The sequence below is a fragment of the Pantoea sp. AN62 genome, from assembly GCF_050432985.1.
Lineage (GTDB): Bacteria > Pseudomonadota > Gammaproteobacteria > Enterobacterales > Enterobacteriaceae > Pantoea > Pantoea brenneri.
This window is the reverse complement of record NZ_JBNPYB010000013.1, coordinates 125,931-143,873: the sequence shown is the minus strand read 5'-3', so window position 1 is coordinate 143,873 and position 17,943 is coordinate 125,931. Positions and strand designations below refer to the sequence as shown.

Genomic DNA, 17,943 nt, shown 5'->3' with positions numbered 1-17,943 from the left:
TTAAGAAAGACCAAACCGAAAACATGTGATCGATGTTTCATTTACAAAAAAATAATAAAAACTTTTGAGTCTCATCTGGCGCTAACATCTGGCAATAAAAAAGGCCGCCAGCGGCAGCCTTTAAATCATTAATGAGTATCAGACTCATTTAAACGGCAGTTTGATGTCCTTAAACATTGCCTCAATATCTTCGTTCGAACGCAATGCCACGGCGGTATCAACCACATCACGCGTCAGGTGCGGCGCAAAACGTTGGATAAAATCATACATATAGCTGCGCAGGAAGGTGCTGCGACGGAAGCCGATCTTGGTGGTACTGTTGGTGAAAATGTCCGCCGCTTCGATACGAATCAGGTCAGGATCTGAGACCGGATCGACCGCCATGCTGGCAATAACCCCGACGCCAAGACCTAATCTTACGTAAGTTTTGATAACGTCAGCGTCGGTGGCGGTGAAAACAATGCGTGGCGTTAAGCCGGCACGGTTAAATGCGGTATCAAGCTCTGACCGCCCGGTAAAGCCAAAGGTGTAGGTCACCAGCGGGTATTCAGCCAGCTCTTCTATCGTCACCTGCCCTTTTCCGGCCAGCGGATGGTCAGCCGTCACCACAATCGCCCGGTTCCAGTGGTAGCACGGCAACATGATCAAATCGTCGTACAGATGCAGTGCTTCGGTTGCAATCGCGAAGTCCGCATTGCCTTTGGATACCGCTTCGGCAATCTGCGTCGGCGATCCCTGATGCATATGCAGCGATACCCGCGGATAGCGCTCAATGAAGCCTTTAATTACGCCTGGCAGTGCATAGCGCGCCTGAGTATGGGTGGTTGCCACATACAGTGACCCTTTGTCCGGCCAGGTGTGTTCACCGGCGACGGATTTAATCGCATCTACTTTGGAAAGCACTTCACGCGCAATGCGGATAATCTCTTCACCGGCTGGCGTCACCTGAGTCAGGTGTTTACCGCTGCGGGCAAAAATCTGTACCCCCAGCTCATCTTCCAGCATCCGGACCTGTTTACTGATGCCAGGCTGCGAGGTGTAAAGTCCTTCCGCCGTCGAAGAGACATTAAGGTTGTGATTAACCACTTCGACGATATAGCGCAACTGCTGTAATTTCATATCTATTCCATCCCGGTAAGTTACAGAGTCGCATCCCCGGTTGACGTATTGTCGCCTTAACAGGGTGAAGAAAAGCCATGCATCAGGAAAGGTCGGAAATGCTATAACCACTATATCATTTTAAGTGTGAATGTAGAACGGATTGATATAAGGCTCAGAAAAAGGCCAGCGAGCGCTGGCCTGATAGGATTACTTCTTCGCTTCCTGCCATTTGCCATCAATGTAGAAGGCGGACCAGCCGGTCGCTTTGCCCTCTTTTTCAGAGGAGACGTACTGCTGTTTGGTTTTGCGGCTGAAACGGACCAGCGTCTTATTGCCTTCCGGATCGGTAGCCGGTGCCTCGGCCAGGTACTTCAGCTTCTCTGGCAGACGGTCACTGAAGCGCTGTAACTCTTCCACCAGCGGCGCACGGGTTTCGCGCGATTTCGGGAAGGTATTAGCCGCCAGGAAGACCCCGGCAGCGCCGTCGCGCAGCACGAAATAGGCATCCGACTTCTCGCACGCCAGTTCAGGCAGCGGGACCGGATCTTCTTTCGGCGGTGCCACTTCACCGTTACGCAGAATCTTACGGGTGTTTTTACACTCTTCGTTGGTACAGGCCATGTACTTGCCGAAGCGACCCATTTTCAGGTGCATCTCGGAACCACATTTCTCGCACTCAACCACCGGGCCGTCATAGCCTTTGATGCGGAACTCACCCTGTTCGATTTCGTAGCCGTCGCATTCCGGGTTGTTACCACAGACGTGCAGCTTACGTTCGTTATCGATCAGATAGCTGTCCATCGCGGTGCCACACTTCTGGCAACGACGACGGGCGCGCAGAGCGTTGGTTTCAGCATCATCCCCTTCCAGAATATTCAGAACTTCATTTTCCGGAATCAGGTTGATGGTCTGTTTGCAACGCTCTTTTGGCGGTAACGCATAGCCAGAACAACCGAGGAAAACCCCGGTACTGGCGGTACGAATCCCCATTTTGCGGCCACAGGTCGGGCAGTCAATCGAGGTCAGCACCATCTGGTTAGGCTGCATGCCGCCCTCTTCAGGATCTTTCTCTGCCCGCTCAAGCTGCTGAGTAAAGTCACTGAAGAAGTTATCCAGCACCGCTTTCCACTGCGCCTGGTTGTTAGCCACCTGATCGAGGCTGTTTTCCATATGCGCGGTAAAATCGTAGTTCATCAGCTCACGGAAGTTCTCTTCCAGCCGATCGGTAACAATTTCACCCATTTTTTCCGCATAGAAACGGCGGTTCTCAACCCGCACATAACCGCGATCCTGAATGGTCGAGGTAATAGCAGCGTAGGTCGATGGACGGCCAATACCGCGTTTTTCCAGCTCACGCACCAGTGAAGCTTCGCTGAAGCGCGCCGGTGGCTTGGTGAAGTGCTGGCCGGGCAGCAGCTGTTGCAGATCCAGCACATCACCTACGCTGACCGCAGGTAAGGTACGATCTTCATCATTCTTACGCAGCGCCGGCATCACTTTAGTCCAGCCGTCGAAGCGCAGCGTACGGCCTTTCGCCTTGAGCTTAAATTCACCTGCAGTGGCGGTAATGGTGCTGGAGTCGTACTGCGCTGGCATCATCTGACAGGCGACAAACTGGCGCCAGATCAGCTGATAAAGTTTCTGCGCATCCGCTTCCATATCTTTTAACTGTTCCGCCACCACTTCCACATCAGAAGGACGAATCGCTTCGTGCGCTTCCTGCGAATTTTCTTTGCTGGCGTAAGTGTTGGCCGATTCAGGCAGGTATTTTTTACCGAATTGACTTTCGATATAGCCACGTGCCATGGCGACCGCATCCTGACTCAGGTTGGTCGAGTCGGTACGCATATAGGTAATGTGGCCGGCTTCGTACAAGCGCTGCGCCATCATCATGGTTTTCTTCACGCCAAAGCCGAGACGGGTACTGGCGGCCTGCTGCAAGGTCGAGGTGATATAAGGCGCGCCCGGTTTGCTGCTGGTCGGCTTATCTTCGCGATCGACAATCTCGTAGCGCGCTTTTTCCAGCAGTGCAACGGCGGCATAGGTCTCGTCACGATTGACCGGCCGGAACGCCTTATCCCCTTTGTGGGTGACGTCCATCGACAGTTCGTCGCCTTTCGGCGTGGTCAGCGCGGCGTTAACTTCCCAGTATTCTTCCGGCACGAACGCTTTAATCTCGCGCTCACGCTCCACCACCAGCCGCACGGCAACCGACTGCACGCGTCCGGCGGAAAGGCCACGGGCGATTTTCTTCCACAGCAGCGGTGACACCATGTAGCCCACCACGCGGTCCATAAAGCGGCGCGCCTGCTGAGCATTAACCCGATCGATATTCAGTTCGCCCGGCTTTTCAAACGCCTGACGAATCGCATTTTTGGTGATTTCGTTAAACACCACCCGGCTGAAACGCTTATCGTCGCCACCGATCACTTCCCGCAGGTGCCAGGCAATGGCTTCCCCTTCGCGGTCAAGGTCGGTTGCGAGATAGATGTGGTCAGCGCTGGCGGCTAACGCCTTAAGTTCGGCAACCACTTTTTCTTTGCCAGGCAGAATTTGATAGTCCGCTTCCCAGCCGTGATAAGGGTCAACGCCCATCCGGCTGACAAGTGCTGCTTTCTCATCTTTTTTGACTTTTTTGACTTTTTTATCTGTCGAGGCGTCAGCACTTTTCTTGGCGGTTGAACCACTGGTCGGCAGATCCCGGATATGACCGACGCTGGATTTAACCACGTAGTCACTGCCGAGGTATTTATTGATTGTTTTGGCCTTTGCCGGGGACTCAACAATAACGAGTGCTTTACCCATATTTACCTTTACCTAATGAAAACATCCTGCTTAACGGGAGAGGATTGGATGCCCAAAAACCCATCGGGTTCAATATTGCTGCGCCTGTTTAACATTTCAAGGCGGAGGGGTCAATCTCAGATCAGACGACGTGGCGATATGCAACTGCATGATAAAAAGCGCTTTTTCCATCTGAAATAATCACACATCCCGGTGCAAAATCCCTGAAATCGGAATCGCCCACACTCTACCTGATAAAATCTGTTACGCAACTTAATTAGCACTCAGGTTAAATTTCCGCCAATTTTTCCGCCGTTACGCCGATTTGTCACACAATACGACACGCAAGTAATATAGAAAGGATTATGGTGCTGTCAAAAAAGGAGCAAACAATGAAGACATTAACCCAACCTATTTCACGCCAGGAATTGCTGGAAAAAGCCAATGCGTTAATCAAACAGCATGACGATTATTTTGCCGGTATGCAGGCGGATGAGGTGATTCAGCAAGGTGACGTGCTGGTGTTTCGCGGCCCGTTTTTCCTTGATGCAGATGAGTTGCCCACCGCCAGAACCACCACGGTGTTCAACGTGTTCAAACATCTTGCCGTGGTGTTGTCACCGCTTTACCACCTGGAATAAAAAAACCCGGCACAGGGCCGGGTCGGGTCATGTCGTGTCAGCGATTAAAGCAGCGGCTTTTCGCCGCGCTGCCAGAGCTTAAGCAGCAGGCGCTCGGCAACCGATCCGGCACTGTGTGTCATACGGTCAATCATCTTACGACGACGGGCGTAATGCACGCCCAGCACGTTGAACCGATCCATCTGACGGATAATCAGATCGTCGCTGGTGCCGACTTCATCAATCAGTCCGAGATCCAGCGCCTGGCGACCATACCAGTGTTCGCCAGTCGCCACTTTATCGATGTCGAGAGAAGGACGCATCTGATGAACGAACTGCTTAAACAGCAGATGGGTTTCATTCAGATCTTCCTGAAACTTTTCCCGTCCCTCATCGGTGTTTTCGCCAAACAGGGTCAGGGTACGCTTGTACTGGCCGGCAGTATGTAATTCCACGTCGATATCGTTGCGCTTCAGCAGGCGATTAAAGTTGGGGATCTGCGCCACCACCCCAATCGAGCCGATAATCGAAAACGGTGCCGCCACGATACGATCGGCCACGCACGCCATCATATAGCCGCCGCTGGCCGCCACTTTATCCACCGCAGCGGTGATCTGCAGACCGTGATCGCGCAGGCGCTGCAACTGCGATGCGGCCAGGCCGTAGCCATGTACCACGCCGCCAGGACTTTCAAGCCGTAACAGCACTTCATCGCCCGGCTGGGTTACGGCCAGCACCGCCGACACTTCTTCACGCAGCGAGGTGACTTCACTGGCATCCATGCTGCCTTTAAAGTCCAGCACGTAAAGCGTCGGTTTATTCACTTCGCTTTCGCCCTGCTTCGCGGCCCGCTTTTCCGCCTTCGCTTTGAGCTTCTCCGATTTTTTATGATTTTTCAGCCACACTTTTTGCGCCTGCGGTTTCATCTTCGCCAGCTGCAGGTCCTCTTTCATCTGTTGATAGTCATCACCCAGATGCGTCAGTCGCAGCTGACCGCTCTGACCTCGTTTGCGCAACGCGGCATTCATCACAATCAGCACAATTGCAGCAATCGCCACCACCAGCGTCACCACTTTTGCTAAAAACAGTCCATAACTCGAAAGAAGATCCATTGTGTCGCCTTAGTAAACAGAGAATTAGAGACAATGGGCTAGTTTAGCCGTTTTGCCCCCATGCGTCGCCTGAAATGCCAGCAGCTGGCACAGAATGCGCCGGTTGACGATTGCGCCGATTCGCAATTTCAGGCATAAAGCGGAATCATGCTGTTTTCGCTGGAGGATCCCACCGTGCATTATCAACCGAAAAGCGATCTGCTTAATCATCGCATCATCCTGGTCACCGGCGCGTCAGAGGGGATTGGGCGTGAAGCGGCGCTGACCTACGCCCGCTATGGCGCCGAAGTGATCCTGCTGGGACGGAATGCTGACAAGCTGCAACAGGTCGGACAGACCATTAATCAACTTAACAAACGCCCTGCCCACCCGCTGGTGTTTGACCTGGCCGAGGCCACGCCTGAACGCTGTCAACAGCTGGCACACCAACTGGCGCAGCAGTTTTCTCACCTGGATGGTGTGCTGCACAACGCCGGCATTCTCGGTGAGATTGTGCCGCTGGCGGAACTGGATCCGCAGATCTGGCAGCAGGTGATGAAAATCAATCTCGATGCCACTTTTTATCTGACGCAGGCGCTGTTACCGCTGCTGCTGAAGTCGGAATCGGGTTCGCTGGTGTTTACCACCTCGAGCGTCGGCCGCACGGGCCGTGCCGGCTGGGGAGCCTATGCGGTCTCCAAGTTTGCCACTGAAGGCATGATGCAGGTGCTGGCTGACGAGTACAAAAATCATGCGCTGCGGGTTAACTGCATTAACCCTGGCGGCACCCGCACTAAAATGCGTGCCAGCGCGTTTCCGCAGGAAGATGCGAATAAACTGAAAACCCCCGCTGATTTGATGCCGCTCTACCTCTATTTAATGGGCGACGACAGCCGACGTAAAACCGGTATCAGTTTCGATGCTCAGCCAGGCAGGAAACCGGGAGCGGCAGAATAATGGCCGACGATCGCCATCAACAACGCCAGCAACGGTTAAAAGAGCAGGTCGATGCGCGCATCGCCGCGGCCAACGAAGTACGCGGCATCCTGATGGTGTTTACCGGCAACGGCAAAGGCAAAACAACTGCCGCCTTTGGTACCGCCCTGCGCGCCTGTGGTCACGGTAAACGTGCGGGCGCTATTCAGTTTATTAAAGGCGACTGGCCGAACGGCGAGCGTAACCTGCTCGAACAACACGGCGTTGAGTTTCAGGTGATGGCCACCGGCTTCACCTGGGAGACGCAGAACCGGGAAACGGATACCGCGGCCTGTCTGGCGGTCTGGCAGCACGCCAGACGGATGCTGGCTGATGAGACGCTGGATTTGGTGGTGCTGGATGAGATCACTTACATGATCAGCATGGATTATCTGCCGCTGGAGGAGCTGGTTGACGCTCTGCGTCAGCGTCCGGCCCGGCAAAGCGTGATCGTCACCGGTCGTGGTTGTCACCGCAGCTTGCTGGAGATGGCTGATACTGTTACCGAGATGCGGCCGGTGAAGCATGCGTTTGATGCCGGCATTCAGGCACAGCAGGGAATTGACTGGTAGGCAAAAAAAAACGCAGCCCGGGGCTGCGTTTTTAGCGAGGGTAGCGTGATTAGCCGGAGTTGCGTTTGCTGCCCGGATTACGACGTGGGGTGCTGCTCACTTTACTGTGGCGCTTCACCGCACGACGGATCTGGTTCGCTTTGGTACGGCGGCGATCTTTCTCCACCACCAGCTTGGTCACCGTCTCGTCATCCATGCCGACCAGGTTGCGCAGGTAGTTAACCGCCGGCAGATCCAGTTCGGTCCAGCCACCGCGAGGCAGCCCTTTCGGCAGGGTAATATCACCGTAGCGCACGCGCATCAGACGACTCACCTGTACACCGACAGCTTCCCATAAACGACGCACTTCACGGTTACGGCCTTCGGTCAGGGTCACGTTGTACCACTGGTTGATCCCTTCACCGCCGCCGAAACGCAGGGTTTTAAAGGCGGCCGGGCCATCCTCCAGCTGCACGCCCTTGCTCAGTTGACGAATTTTGTCATCGTCAACCTGACCAAATACGCGCACTGCATATTCACGTTCTACTTCACGGCTCGGATGCATTAAACGGTTCGCCAGTTCACCGTCGGTGGTGAACAGCATCAGGCCGCAGGTATTTACATCCAGACGACCCACCGCAATCCAGCGCGATCCACGCAGGCGTGGCAGCCGGTCAAATACCGTTGGGCGTCCTTCCGGGTCGCTACGCGTACACAGCTCGCCTTCCGGTTTGTAATAGGCCAGCACCCGGCAGACTTCCGCCGCAGACTCAGCGATGGAGACCAGATGGCCATCAATACGGATTTTCAGGGATTTGCTGCTTTCGACGCGGTCGCCGAGGGTGGCAATTTTGCCATCGACGCTGACACGGCCGGCGGCAATCATAGATTCGATTTCACGACGCGAGCCATGACCGGCACGCGCTAAGACTTTCTGTAACTTCTCGCTCATTGAGCTTCCTCTTTGTCGCCTTCCCAGGCGTCACGGTAGGGTGGGAAATCTTTTTAAATCAATAGGTTAACTTAAAAAGTTTGGCCCATTATACAGACATTTACCCCTGATGTAACGCGCTTTGTGGTTAACAGAGTCAATTTAAGGATAGCCGGTCTGGCTGACTTTTTCCGCCGTTAAGTCGGGCAAACTGGCGAGTGCATCGTGGGCGATATAATTAATAAAGATGCTGAATAAAACGCGATTTCCAAAAACTTTATAGTCAGCGGAATTTAAATTTTCTGAACTGTGCCCTCCGCCGAAGCAATCTGTCAGCCGGAAAAATATTCACGGTATCTTACACTTCCACTGCTTTCATCCTGCCGTATTTCATCTACCTTTACGTTCCAGCCCAGAATAAAGTTCTGATGAGTTGATTTTATCCACCATAAGCCATGTGTTAAATAAAAATTTGTAGCGTAACCCCATCGCAGATTTGTTTATCACCTTATTTTTCAGGATATTTTCTTAATATTAGTTTTAATTAATTGTGCATAACAATGATGGGTGTAAACTCTGACGCTGAAGCACCAATAAACGCAGTGCCCGCAGTTAAAATCGGCGCGCGTAGAAAAATAAAACTTTAAAGATTCATTAACAAAAATAGTGTTTTTACATTAATCCAATAAACCGGCGCATCCGGAGTTGTTGCGTTAATACGGTTCAGTGATGAACCTTGATTGCATGTAAGAAGTCTTCACCAGGGATTTTCACGACATGCCTGAAAAAGAATACCAACATGAGAAACCGCTTTCTGTGCCCAGCGCTTGCCGCGCTGGCGTTGACCGGGTGTTCCGTGGGCCATACCGAGTACAGTCGTACCGCAATGCAGCACGTTGATATGAGCGTGACCGGCATTCCGACGATCCTCGGTCTCGGTACCCTCGGCACCAGTATCCCTCTGACGCCTGAATACAGTCTGACCGCCGCCCACGTCGCGAAAACCGCCGTGCAACGTGTGAAGTCTTATCATCCTTATTGCGATCTGGCGATTATCTACCATAAGAATGATGCCAAAACATTAGCCCAATTCCGCAGTAGCGATATTGGCGATCCGGTTAAAATGTACGGCTACAGTTTTATTTCCGCGCTGCCGGTTGAATCCTCTGGGGTTAATTTAGCCCGCACCACTATTCGTAATGGCTGGAATAAAAGTCCCTGCATGGCAATGGCATCTAATGCTGGCGTAGTGCAGGGAATGTCGGGCGGCGGAGTGTATAACAGCGATGAAACGCTGGGTGGCGTTATTGTTGGCTATTCTGACGCAATTAAAAATGGCCGTAATGGAAAAGTGATTCTGAAAGATGTTTCACTTTATATTCCCTACGGCCAGTTTAAGAACTGGTTGCAGGCAAATCTGGCGCAGACACCGACACGCGGTGCCTGATCCGCTCTGGTTACAGGAACGGGCGGGTATCGCCCACGCCTTCGCGCACAATTTCCGGCGAATCGGTGGTCAAATCGACCACCGTGGTCGGCTGTTGCCCCAGCGTCCCGCCGTCAATAATCAGATCAACCAGCTTACCAATGCTGTGCTGGATCTCTTCCGGATCGGACTCGGTGAAGTCGTTACCCGGCAGGATCAGCGAGGTCGACATCATCGGCTGATTCAGCGCCTCCAGCAGTGCCAGCGCCACCGGATTAGACGGCACGCGCAGCCCGATGGTTTTCCGCTTGTCATTCATCAGACGACGCGGAACCTCTTTGGTCGCCTTGAGAATAAAAGTGTAGTTACCCGGGGTGTTATTTTTCAGCAAACGAAAGGCTGAATTTCCTACCTGAGAATAGACGGATAGCTCAGAGAGATCCCGACACATCAGGGTGAAGTTATGGTGCCCATCCAGCTGACGAATGCGGCAGATACGCTCCATCGCGCCCTTCTCTTCCAGCCGGCAGCCCAGCGCATAGCCGGAATCGGTCGGATAGACGATCACGCTGCCTTTATTAAGGTAATCCACCGCCTGGTTAATCAGACGGGGTTGCGGGTTATCCGGGTGGATGTGAAACAATTGACTCATAGAAACCTCGTGTCACCTTTCCGTGCCTGAATCGTCGGGAGCCAGTTCCGGGAAGCGTTCCCATACCGGCTCAACCGCCGCGGGCAGCCACAGTTTGCGGCCCAGTTCAATCCACGGGCAGGGTTGATGAAAATCAGAACCTTGTGATGCGGCCAGCGCATTGTCTCTGGCGTATTGCGCCAGCTGCGTGCGCTCATTCGGCGCCTGCTGGCACTGTGCAACCTCCATGGCATCACCGCCGACTTCGCGGAAATGGGCCACCAGCCGCTTTAGCCACTTCGCTGATAAGCCGTAGCGTCCGGGATGCGCCAGCACCGCGCAACCGCCAGAATGATGAATCGCATCAATAGCTTGTTCAATTGTACACCATTGTGGCGGGACGTAGCCGGTTTTGCCACGCGCCAGATAATTTTTGAATACCTGCGCCATATTATCCGCCTTGCCCTGCTCCATCAGGAAGCGGGCAAAGTGGCCCCGGGTGATCACTCCGCCATCGGCCAGCCGCATCGCACCCGCCAGCGCACCCGGGATACGGGCTTTCTCCAGCCGCTCGGCGATCTGTTCCGCCCGCGCCTGCCGACAGGCATGCTGTCCGGCGAGAAAACTGACCAGGGTCGGATGGCGGATATCGATATTTAATCCCACGATATGAATTTCATGATTTTCCCACAGGGTGGAAACCTCAACGCCCGCCAGCACTTTGATCGGCAAAGCCTGATCGATAGCCGTTTGCCGGGCTTCATCCACGCCAGCGACGCTATCGTGATCGGTAATCGCCAGTACGCCTACGCGCATCTCAACCGCACGCTGTACCAGCGCGGCCGGCGTCAGAAAGCCATCCGAGGCCCGCGTGTGGCTGTGTAAATCATAAACCGGGAAACGGGCGATATCGCTCAAGAGAACTCCTGCTGGAAACTAAACCGGCCAGCATGATAACGATTTTAGCCGCCGGTGAAAAAGTGTATTGACATTTCCGCCCTGAACCCGTTAACTAGTACACAAGTTCACACGTAACGGGTATTCAATCATGGCTGTTGTAATCACGCATTTTAACGGTTGGTGGCTCGATGTTCCCGAACACGGGCGACGTGGTCGTGCACATCTTGCGTAAACGCTGTGCAGATACCTGAGCCCGCCACCGAGCGGGCTTTTTTTTGAGCGAAATTCAGAGAAATCATCATGCCAAATGCGAAACCTACAGTGAAGTTGATTACCGGCAACGCACCTTATCGCGAAGATCCGGCCGCAGTGTTTCATCAGTTATGCGGCGCACGCCCGGCAACCCTGCTGCTTGAATCTGCCGATATCGACAGCAAAAAGAACCTCAAAAGCCTGCTGATTGTCGACAGCGCACTGCGTATCAGCGCGCTGGATAATCGGGTGACCATTCAGGCGCTGTCAGAAAATGGCCGCGCGCTGCTGCCGCTGCTGGACGCGGCTTTGCCCGGCTCCGTCGATAATCAGGTGCGTCCCGATGGCCGCGAGCTGACTTTCCCGCAGAGCAGCGGCCCGCAGGATGAAGATTCACGTCTGCAGGCGCTGTCGGTGTTTGACGCGCTGCGTCTGATTCCCCAGTTGGTCAATTCGCCAGCCGATGAGCGTGAAGCCGTGCTGTTAGGCGGCCTGTTTGCTTACGATCTGGTGGCGGGCTTCGAAACCCTGCCGCCGCTGGAGAATCAGCAGCGCTGCCCGGACTACTGTTTTCATCTGGCGGAAACGCTGCTGGTGATCGATCACCAGACCCGCAGCGCGCGGCTGCAGGCCAGCCTGTTCTGCCCGTCGACCAATGAATTCCAGCGTCTGCAACGCCGGATTGAGCAACTGCATGGCCAGATGCTGCAGCCGGCTCCGGCGCTGCCGGTTCAGACGGTTGAGCAGATGACGCTGACCACCAGCCAGAGCGATGAAGAATATTGCGAGGTGGTGCGCACCATGCAGCAGGCGATTCGCATCGGCGAAATCTTCCAGGTGGTGCCTTCACGGCGTTTTTCACTGCCATGCCCTTCGCCGCTGGCCGCCTACGACACGCTGAAAAACAGCAATCCCAGCCCGTATATGTTTTTTATGCAGGACCAGGATTTCGCGCTGTTTGGTGCCTCACCAGAAAGTTCGCTGAAGTATGACGCCAGCTCACGTCAGATTGAGATCTACCCGATTGCTGGCACCCGTCCACGCGGTCGTAAAGCGGACGGTTCGCTGGACCGCGATCTGGACAGCCGGATCGAACTGGAGATGCGCACTGATCATAAAGAGCTGGCGGAGCATCTGATGCTGGTCGATCTGGCGCGTAACGATCTGGCACGTATCTGCGTGCCGGGCAGCCGCTACGTCGCCGATCTGACCAAGGTTGATCGCTACTCGTTTGTGATGCATCTGGTGTCTCGCGTGGTCGGCACCCTGCGCGCCGATCTTGATGTGCTGCACGCCTATCGCGCCTGCATGAACATGGGCACCCTGAGCGGAGCACCGAAAGTACGCGCCATGCAGCTGATCGCCGGGGCCGAAGGTACCCGCCGCGGCAGCTACGGCGGTGCGGTCGGCTATTTCACCGCCAATGGCGATCTGGATACCTGCATCGTCATCCGCTCTGCTTATGTTGAAGACGGGGTAGCAACCGTTCAGGCGGGTGCAGGTGTGGTACTGGACTCGAATCCGCAGGCGGAAGCCGATGAGAGCCGCAATAAAGCCCGCGCCGTGCTGCGCGCCATTGCAACCGCCCATCACTGCAAGGAGATCTTCTGATGGCCGATATTCTGCTGCTCGATAACATCGACTCATTTACCTATAACCTGGTCGACCAACTGCGGACTTTTGGTCACAACGTGGTGATCTACCGCAACAACCTGCCGGCGGCGCTGTTAATTGAACACCTGCAGCAGATGGAGAATCCGGTGCTGATGCTGTCGCCAGGTCCGGGCGCGCCGAAAGAGGCTGGCTGCATGCCTGAACTGCTGCGGACGCTGCGCGGCCGTTTACCGATTATCGGGATCTGCCTCGGCCATCAGGCAATTGTTGAAGAATATGGCGGTCATGTCGGTCAGGCTGGCGAGATCCTGCACGGGAAAGCCTCCGCGGTGGTTCACGATGGCGAGGCGATGTTTGCCGGCCTGAGCAACCCGCTGCCGGTGGCACGCTATCACTCACTGGTCGGCAGTAATACGCCGGATGAACTCACCGTCAATGCCAGCTACAACGGCATGGTGATGGCGGTTCGCCACGAAACTGACCGGGTATGCGGATTCCAGTTCCATCCTGAATCCATCCTGACTACTCAGGGCGCGCGACTGCTTGAGCAGACGCTGGCCTGGGCGCTGGCGAAGTAACAGGGAGAATGACTATGCAACAGACACTGGAAAAACTTTACCAGGCGCAGACGCTGAATCAGGCTGAGAGTCATCAGCTGTTCAGCGCGATTATTACCGGTCAGCTGGAGCCGACCCAACTGGCGGCAGCCCTGATTGCGATGAAAGTCCGGGGCGAAACGCCAGAAGAGATCGCCGGTGCGGCAACCGCGCTGCTGGAAGATGCCAAACCCTTCCCGCGCCCCGACTACGCTTTTGCCGATATCGTCGGAACCGGCGGTGACGGCAGCAACAGCATTAATATTTCAACCGCCAGTGCGTTTGTCGCGGCGACCTGCGGCCTGAAAGTGGCGAAGCACGGCAACCGCAGCGTCTCCAGCAAGTCCGGTTCATCCGATCTGCTGGCGGCGTTTGGCATCAATCTGGATATGCCGGCTCAGCAAGCACGCCAGGCGCTGGACGATCTCAACGTCTGCTTCCTGTTTGCACCGCAGTATCACACCGGATTTCGCCACGCGATGCCGGTGCGCCAGCAGCTCAAAACGCGGACGCTGTTTAACGTCCTGGGCCCGCTGATTAACCCGGCACGTCCACCGCTGGCGGTGATTGGCGTTTACAGCCCGGAGCTGGTGATGCCGATTGCGCAGACCCTGAAAGTGCTGGGCTATCAGCGTGCAGCGGTGGTGCATGGCGGCGGGATGGATGAAGTGGCGCTGCACGACGTGACCCATGTGGCAGAGCTGCGTGACGGGGAAATCACCCGCTATCAGCTGTCGCCGGAAGACTTCGGTTTTGGCTTCCATCCTAAGGAAGCGCTGGCTGGCGGCACGCCGGAAGAAAATCGTGACATTCTCACGGCTTTACTCCAGGGTAATGGCCAGCAGGCCCATGAGGAAGCGGTCGCCGTCAATGTGGCGATGCTGCTTAAAGTATTCGGTCATGAAGATCTGCGTGAAAATGCACAGCGTGCGCTCAACGCTATCCACAGTGGACAGGCTTACGAGCGCGTGGTCGCTCTGGCAGCAAGAGGATAACCATGCAAGGTACCGTGTTAGAAAAAATTGTGCAGGACAAAGCGATTTGGGTTGAAGCGCGTCAGCAGCAGCAGCCTCTTTCTACCTTTCAGAACAGCATTGAGCCTGCCAGCCGTCATTTTTATGATGCGCTCCAGGGTGCGCGAACCGCGTTTATCCTCGAGTGTAAAAAAGCGTCGCCCTCTAAAGGGATTATCCGCGCCGATTTTGATCCGGCCGCGATTGCCGGTGTTTACCGGCACTACGCTTCGGCAGTGTCGGTGCTGACCGATGAAAAATACTTTCAGGGCGACTTCGCTTTTCTGCCGATCGTCAGCGCCGCTATCACCCAGCCGGTGCTGTGCAAAGACTTTATCATCGACCCGTATCAGATCTATCTGGCGCGTTACTATCAGGCAGACGCCATTCTGCTGATGCTGTCAGTGCTGGATGATGAGCAGTATCGTCAGCTGGCCGCCGTCGCCCACAGCCTGAAAATGGGCATCCTGACCGAAGTCAGTAATGAGCAGGAGCTGGAGCGCGCCATTGCGCTGCAGGCCAAAGTGGTCGGGATTAATAACCGCGATCTGCGCGATCTGTCGATCGATCTTAACCGCACCCGCCAGCTGGCCCCGCGCCTGTCGCACGGCGTCACAGTAATCAGCGAATCGGGCATCAACAGCTACGCAGATATTCGTGAGCTCAGCCACTTTGCCAATGGCTTCCTGATCGGTTCCGCCCTGATGGAAGAACCCGACCTGACCGCGGCGGTGCGCCGGGTGACGCTGGGTGCCAATAAAGTCTGTGGGCTGACCCGCGCGGAAGACGCGCGTGCCGCCTATGAAGCCGGTGCCCTCTACGGCGGCCTGATTTTTGCTGAAGGTTCGCCGCGTCACATCGAAACTGAGGCCGCCCGTACGGTGATCAACGCCGCGCCATTGCGCTACGTTGGCGTGTTCCGCAATAACGCCATTAGTGACGTTGTCACCAAAGCCACCGCGCTTTCGCTGGCCGCCGTCCAGCTGCACGGCAATGAAGACCCGGATTTCGTCAGCGAACTGCGCGCGGCCCTGCCCGCCAGCATTGAGATCTGGAAAGCGCTGCGCGTTGAAGGTGCCTTACCGGCGCGCAACTGGCCGCACATTGATCGTTACGTGTTTGATAATGGCGACGGCGGAACCGGTCAGCGCTTTGACTGGTCACTGTTACAGGGCCAGACGCTGAATGACGTGTTGCTGGCCGGTGGCCTGAGCGCGGATAACTGTGTTGAAGCGGCGCAGCTGGGCTGTGCCGGTCTCGATTTCAACTCAGGGGTGGAAAGCGCGCCCGGTATCAAAGATGCCCGTAAAATCGCGGCGGTGTTCCAGACACTGCGCGCCTACTGATTTGCCTGGCCTGCTCTACGGCGGGCCCGAAAAAGGAAGCTAAAAATGACGTTACTCAACCCCTACTTTGGCGAATTTGGCGGAATGTATGTTCCGCAGATCCTGATGCCAGCGCTGCGCCAGCTGGAAGAGGCGTTTGTCGACGCACAGAAAGATCCTGAGTTTCAGGCGGAATTCATGGACCTGCTGAAGAACTATGCCGGCCGTCCTACCGCCCTGACGCTGTGTAAGAACCTGACGAAAGGCAGCAAAACCCGGCTCTACCTGAAGCGCGAAGATCTGCTGCACGGCGGCGCGCACAAAACGAACCAGGTGCTGGGCCAGGCGCTGCTTGCCAAACGTATGGGCAAGAATGAAATCATCGCAGAAACCGGTGCCGGCCAGCACGGTGTCGCCTCCGCGCTGGCCTGCGCGCTGCTGGGAATGAAGTGCCGCATCTATATGGGGGCTAAAGACGTTGAGCGTCAGTCTCCTAACGTATTCCGTATGCGTCTGATGGGTGCTGAAGTGATCCCGGTACACAGTGGTTCAGCCACGCTGAAGGATGCCTGTAATGAGGCGCTGCGCGACTGGTCAGGCAGCTATGAAACCGCTCACTATATGCTGGGTACCGCCGCTGGCCCGCATCCATTCCCGACCATCGTACGTGAGTTCCAGCGGATGATCGGTGAAGAGACCAAAAAGCAGATTCTGGAAAAAGAGGGTCGCCTGCCGGACGCCATTATCGCCTGCGTCGGCGGAGGATCTAACGCCATCGGCATGTTCGCGGACTTTATTGATGAAAGCAGCGTTAAGCTGATTGGCGTTGAGCCAGCGGGACACGGCATTGAAACCGGTGAGCATGGCGCGCCGCTGAAACATGGCCGCGTTGGTATCTACTTCGGTATGAAAGCCCCGATGATGCAGACCGAAGAGGGTCAGATTGAAGAGTCTTACTCGATCTCTGCTGGCCTCGATTTTCCGTCAGTCGGACCGCAGCATGCGCATCTGAACAGCATTGGCCGCGCCGAGTATGTTTCGATTACTGATAACGAAGCGCTGGCAGCCTTCAAACAACTGTGCCGCGCTGAAGGTATTATTCCGGCACTGGAATCATCACATGCACTGGCGTACGCCCTGAAGATGATTCAGGCCGAGCCGGACAAAGAGCAACTGGTGGTGGTTAACCTTTCTGGCCGGGGCGATAAAGATATTTTCACCGTTCACGACATTCTGACTGCGCAGGGAGAAATCTGATGGAACGTTACGATCAACTGTTTAAACGTCTCTCTGCCCGTAACGAAGGCGCTTTTGTCCCTTTTGTGACGCTGGGTGATCCATCGCCGGAACTTTCATTACAGGTGATTGACGCTCTGGTGGAAGGCGGCGCCGATGCGCTGGAGTTAGGCATCCCCTTCTCCGATCCGCTGGCCGACGGCCCGACCATTCAGAACGCGACGCTGCGCGCCTTTGCGGCGGGCACCAACATCAGCCAGTGCTTTGAGATGCTGGCGACCATCCGGCGTAAATACCCGGATTTGCCGATCGGTTTACTGATGTATGCCAATCTGGTGTTCACCAACGGCGTGGATGCGTTTTACGCGCGTTGCGCCGAAGCCGGCGTCGATTCAGTGCTGGTGGCAGATGTGCCAGTGGAAGAGTCAGCACCGTTCCGTCAGGCGGCGCTGCGTCACGGTATCGCGCCGATTTTCATCTGCCCGCCAAATGCCAGTGATACCCTGCTGCGGGAGATTGCCTCACACGGACGCGGTTATACCTACCTGCTCTCCCGTGCCGGCGTTACCGGCGCTGAAAACCGTGCCAGCCTGCCGCTGCAGCATCTGATTGAAAAGCTACGTGAATACAACGCAGCCCCGCCGCTGCAGGGATTCGGTATTTCTGAACCGTCGCAGGTGAAGGAAGCAATCGCCGCCGGTGCCGCCGGCGCTATCTCTGGCTCCGCCATTGTGCGAATCATTGAAAAAAATCACGCCGAACCGGACGTGATGCTGCGCGAACTGAAAAACTTCGTCAGCAGCCTCAAAGCCGCCAGCCGTTAATTCTGTCAGCATGCCTTATCAGGTGATAAGGCATGATTTCTTTCCATTTTTTACATCCCGCCATTTGCCCTTT

14 protein-coding genes, 1 pseudogene and 1 other annotated feature are annotated in these 17,943 nt (G+C 55.3%); of the genes and pseudogenes, 9 read left to right on the top strand and 6 right to left on the bottom strand.

Annotated elements, in window-relative coordinates:
- Positions 1-144: 144 nt before the first annotated feature.
- Together cysB and topA are read right to left on the bottom strand one after the other, a co-directional pair.
- Positions 145-1,119, bottom strand: a complete 975-nt coding sequence (cysB, locus tag FHW04_RS16435) for an HTH-type transcriptional regulator CysB (protein WP_009089966.1) — start codon at positions 1,117-1,119, stop codon at positions 145-147.
- Between the two features lie 189 nt (positions 1,120-1,308).
- Complete coding sequence (gene topA, locus FHW04_RS16430) at positions 1,309-3,906, bottom strand: type I DNA topoisomerase (protein WP_031374553.1); 2,598 nt, start codon at positions 3,904-3,906, stop codon at positions 1,309-1,311.
- 371 nt (positions 3,907-4,277) lie between these two features.
- Between topA and FHW04_RS16425 the strand changes: the two genes are divergently transcribed.
- Positions 4,278-4,526 carry a DUF2498 family protein gene (locus FHW04_RS16425; RefSeq protein ID WP_031374554.1) on the top strand — a complete coding sequence of 83 codons (249 nt, stop codon included), beginning with the start codon at positions 4,278-4,280 and terminating at the stop codon, positions 4,524-4,526.
- Positions 4,527-4,570: 44 nt separating this feature from the next.
- Here the strand turns inward: FHW04_RS16425 and sohB are convergent, their stop codons facing one another.
- Complete coding sequence (gene sohB, locus FHW04_RS16420; RefSeq protein WP_031374555.1) at positions 4,571-5,617, bottom strand: protease SohB; 1,047 nt, start codon at positions 5,615-5,617, stop codon at positions 4,571-4,573.
- 174 nt (positions 5,618-5,791) lie between these two features.
- Here sohB and FHW04_RS16415 point away from each other — a divergent pair, with 174 nt between their 5' ends.
- Both FHW04_RS16415 and cobO read left to right on the top strand, forming a co-directional pair.
- Positions 5,792-6,553: a YciK family oxidoreductase gene (locus tag FHW04_RS16415; protein ID WP_031374556.1), complete on the top strand. Its 762-nt coding sequence runs from the start codon at positions 5,792-5,794 to the stop codon at positions 6,551-6,553.
- A complete protein-coding gene (cobO, locus tag FHW04_RS16410) occupies positions 6,553-7,143 on the top strand; it encodes a cob(I)yrinic acid a,c-diamide adenosyltransferase (protein ID WP_031374557.1) in 591 nt (196 codons plus the stop codon). Before FHW04_RS16415 ends, cobO begins: the two co-directional genes overlap by 1 nt.
- A 49-nt stretch (positions 7,144-7,192) precedes the next feature.
- Here cobO and rluB read toward each other — a convergent pair whose 3' ends face one another.
- Entirely contained in the window at positions 7,193-8,074 is an 882-nt protein-coding gene (gene rluB, locus FHW04_RS16405) for a 23S rRNA pseudouridine(2605) synthase RluB (protein WP_031374558.1), read from the bottom strand.
- 778 nt (positions 8,075-8,852) lie between these two features.
- On the opposite strand from rluB, the gene FHW04_RS16400 reads away from it, so the two are divergent.
- Positions 8,853-9,500: a serine protease gene (locus tag FHW04_RS16400; RefSeq protein ID WP_031374559.1), complete on the top strand. Its 648-nt coding sequence runs from the start codon at positions 8,853-8,855 to the stop codon at positions 9,498-9,500.
- A 10-nt stretch (positions 9,501-9,510) separates the two neighbouring features.
- Here FHW04_RS16400 and FHW04_RS16395 read toward each other — a convergent pair whose 3' ends face one another.
- The gene (locus tag FHW04_RS16395) at positions 9,511-10,131 is read right to left on the bottom strand and encodes an L-threonylcarbamoyladenylate synthase (protein ID WP_031374560.1); all 621 of its coding nucleotides are present in this window, start codon (positions 10,129-10,131) and stop codon (positions 9,511-9,513) included.
- Between the two features lie 12 nt (positions 10,132-10,143).
- Positions 10,144-11,028 carry an RNase RNM gene (gene rnm / locus FHW04_RS16390; protein ID WP_089561446.1) on the bottom strand — a complete coding sequence of 295 codons (885 nt, stop codon included), beginning with the start codon at positions 11,026-11,028 and terminating at the stop codon, positions 10,144-10,146.
- Between the two features lie 154 nt (positions 11,029-11,182).
- Positions 11,183-11,287 (top strand) — a sequence feature (Trp leader region).
- 23 nt (positions 11,288-11,310) lie between these two features.
- Between rnm and FHW04_RS16385 the strand changes: the two genes are divergently transcribed.
- The 5 genes and pseudogenes from FHW04_RS16385 (at position 11,311) to trpA (ending at position 17,870) form a co-directional block, all read left to right on the top strand.
- Positions 11,311-12,873 (top strand): anthranilate synthase component 1, encoded by a 1,563-nt coding sequence (locus FHW04_RS16385; protein ID WP_089561445.1) that lies wholly within the window; start codon positions 11,311-11,313, stop codon positions 12,871-12,873.
- Positions 12,873-14,467 (top strand): annotated as a pseudogene (gene trpD / locus FHW04_RS16380) (bifunctional anthranilate synthase glutamate amidotransferase component TrpG/anthranilate phosphoribosyltransferase TrpD). The gene FHW04_RS16385 and the pseudogene trpD overlap by 1 nt, the downstream one beginning before the upstream one ends.
- Before the next feature lie 2 nt (positions 14,468-14,469).
- Complete coding sequence (gene trpCF / locus FHW04_RS16375) at positions 14,470-15,831, top strand: bifunctional indole-3-glycerol-phosphate synthase TrpC/phosphoribosylanthranilate isomerase TrpF (RefSeq protein WP_031374563.1); 1,362 nt, start codon at positions 14,470-14,472, stop codon at positions 15,829-15,831.
- A gap of 45 nt (positions 15,832-15,876) precedes the next feature.
- Positions 15,877-17,067, top strand: a complete 1,191-nt coding sequence (gene trpB / locus FHW04_RS16370) for a tryptophan synthase subunit beta (RefSeq protein ID WP_031374564.1) — start codon at positions 15,877-15,879, stop codon at positions 17,065-17,067.
- Positions 17,067-17,870 carry a tryptophan synthase subunit alpha gene (gene trpA, locus FHW04_RS16365; protein ID WP_069728531.1) on the top strand — a complete coding sequence of 268 codons (804 nt, stop codon included), beginning with the start codon at positions 17,067-17,069 and terminating at the stop codon, positions 17,868-17,870. Before trpB ends, trpA begins: the two co-directional genes overlap by 1 nt.
- Positions 17,871-17,943 lie beyond the last annotated feature (73 nt).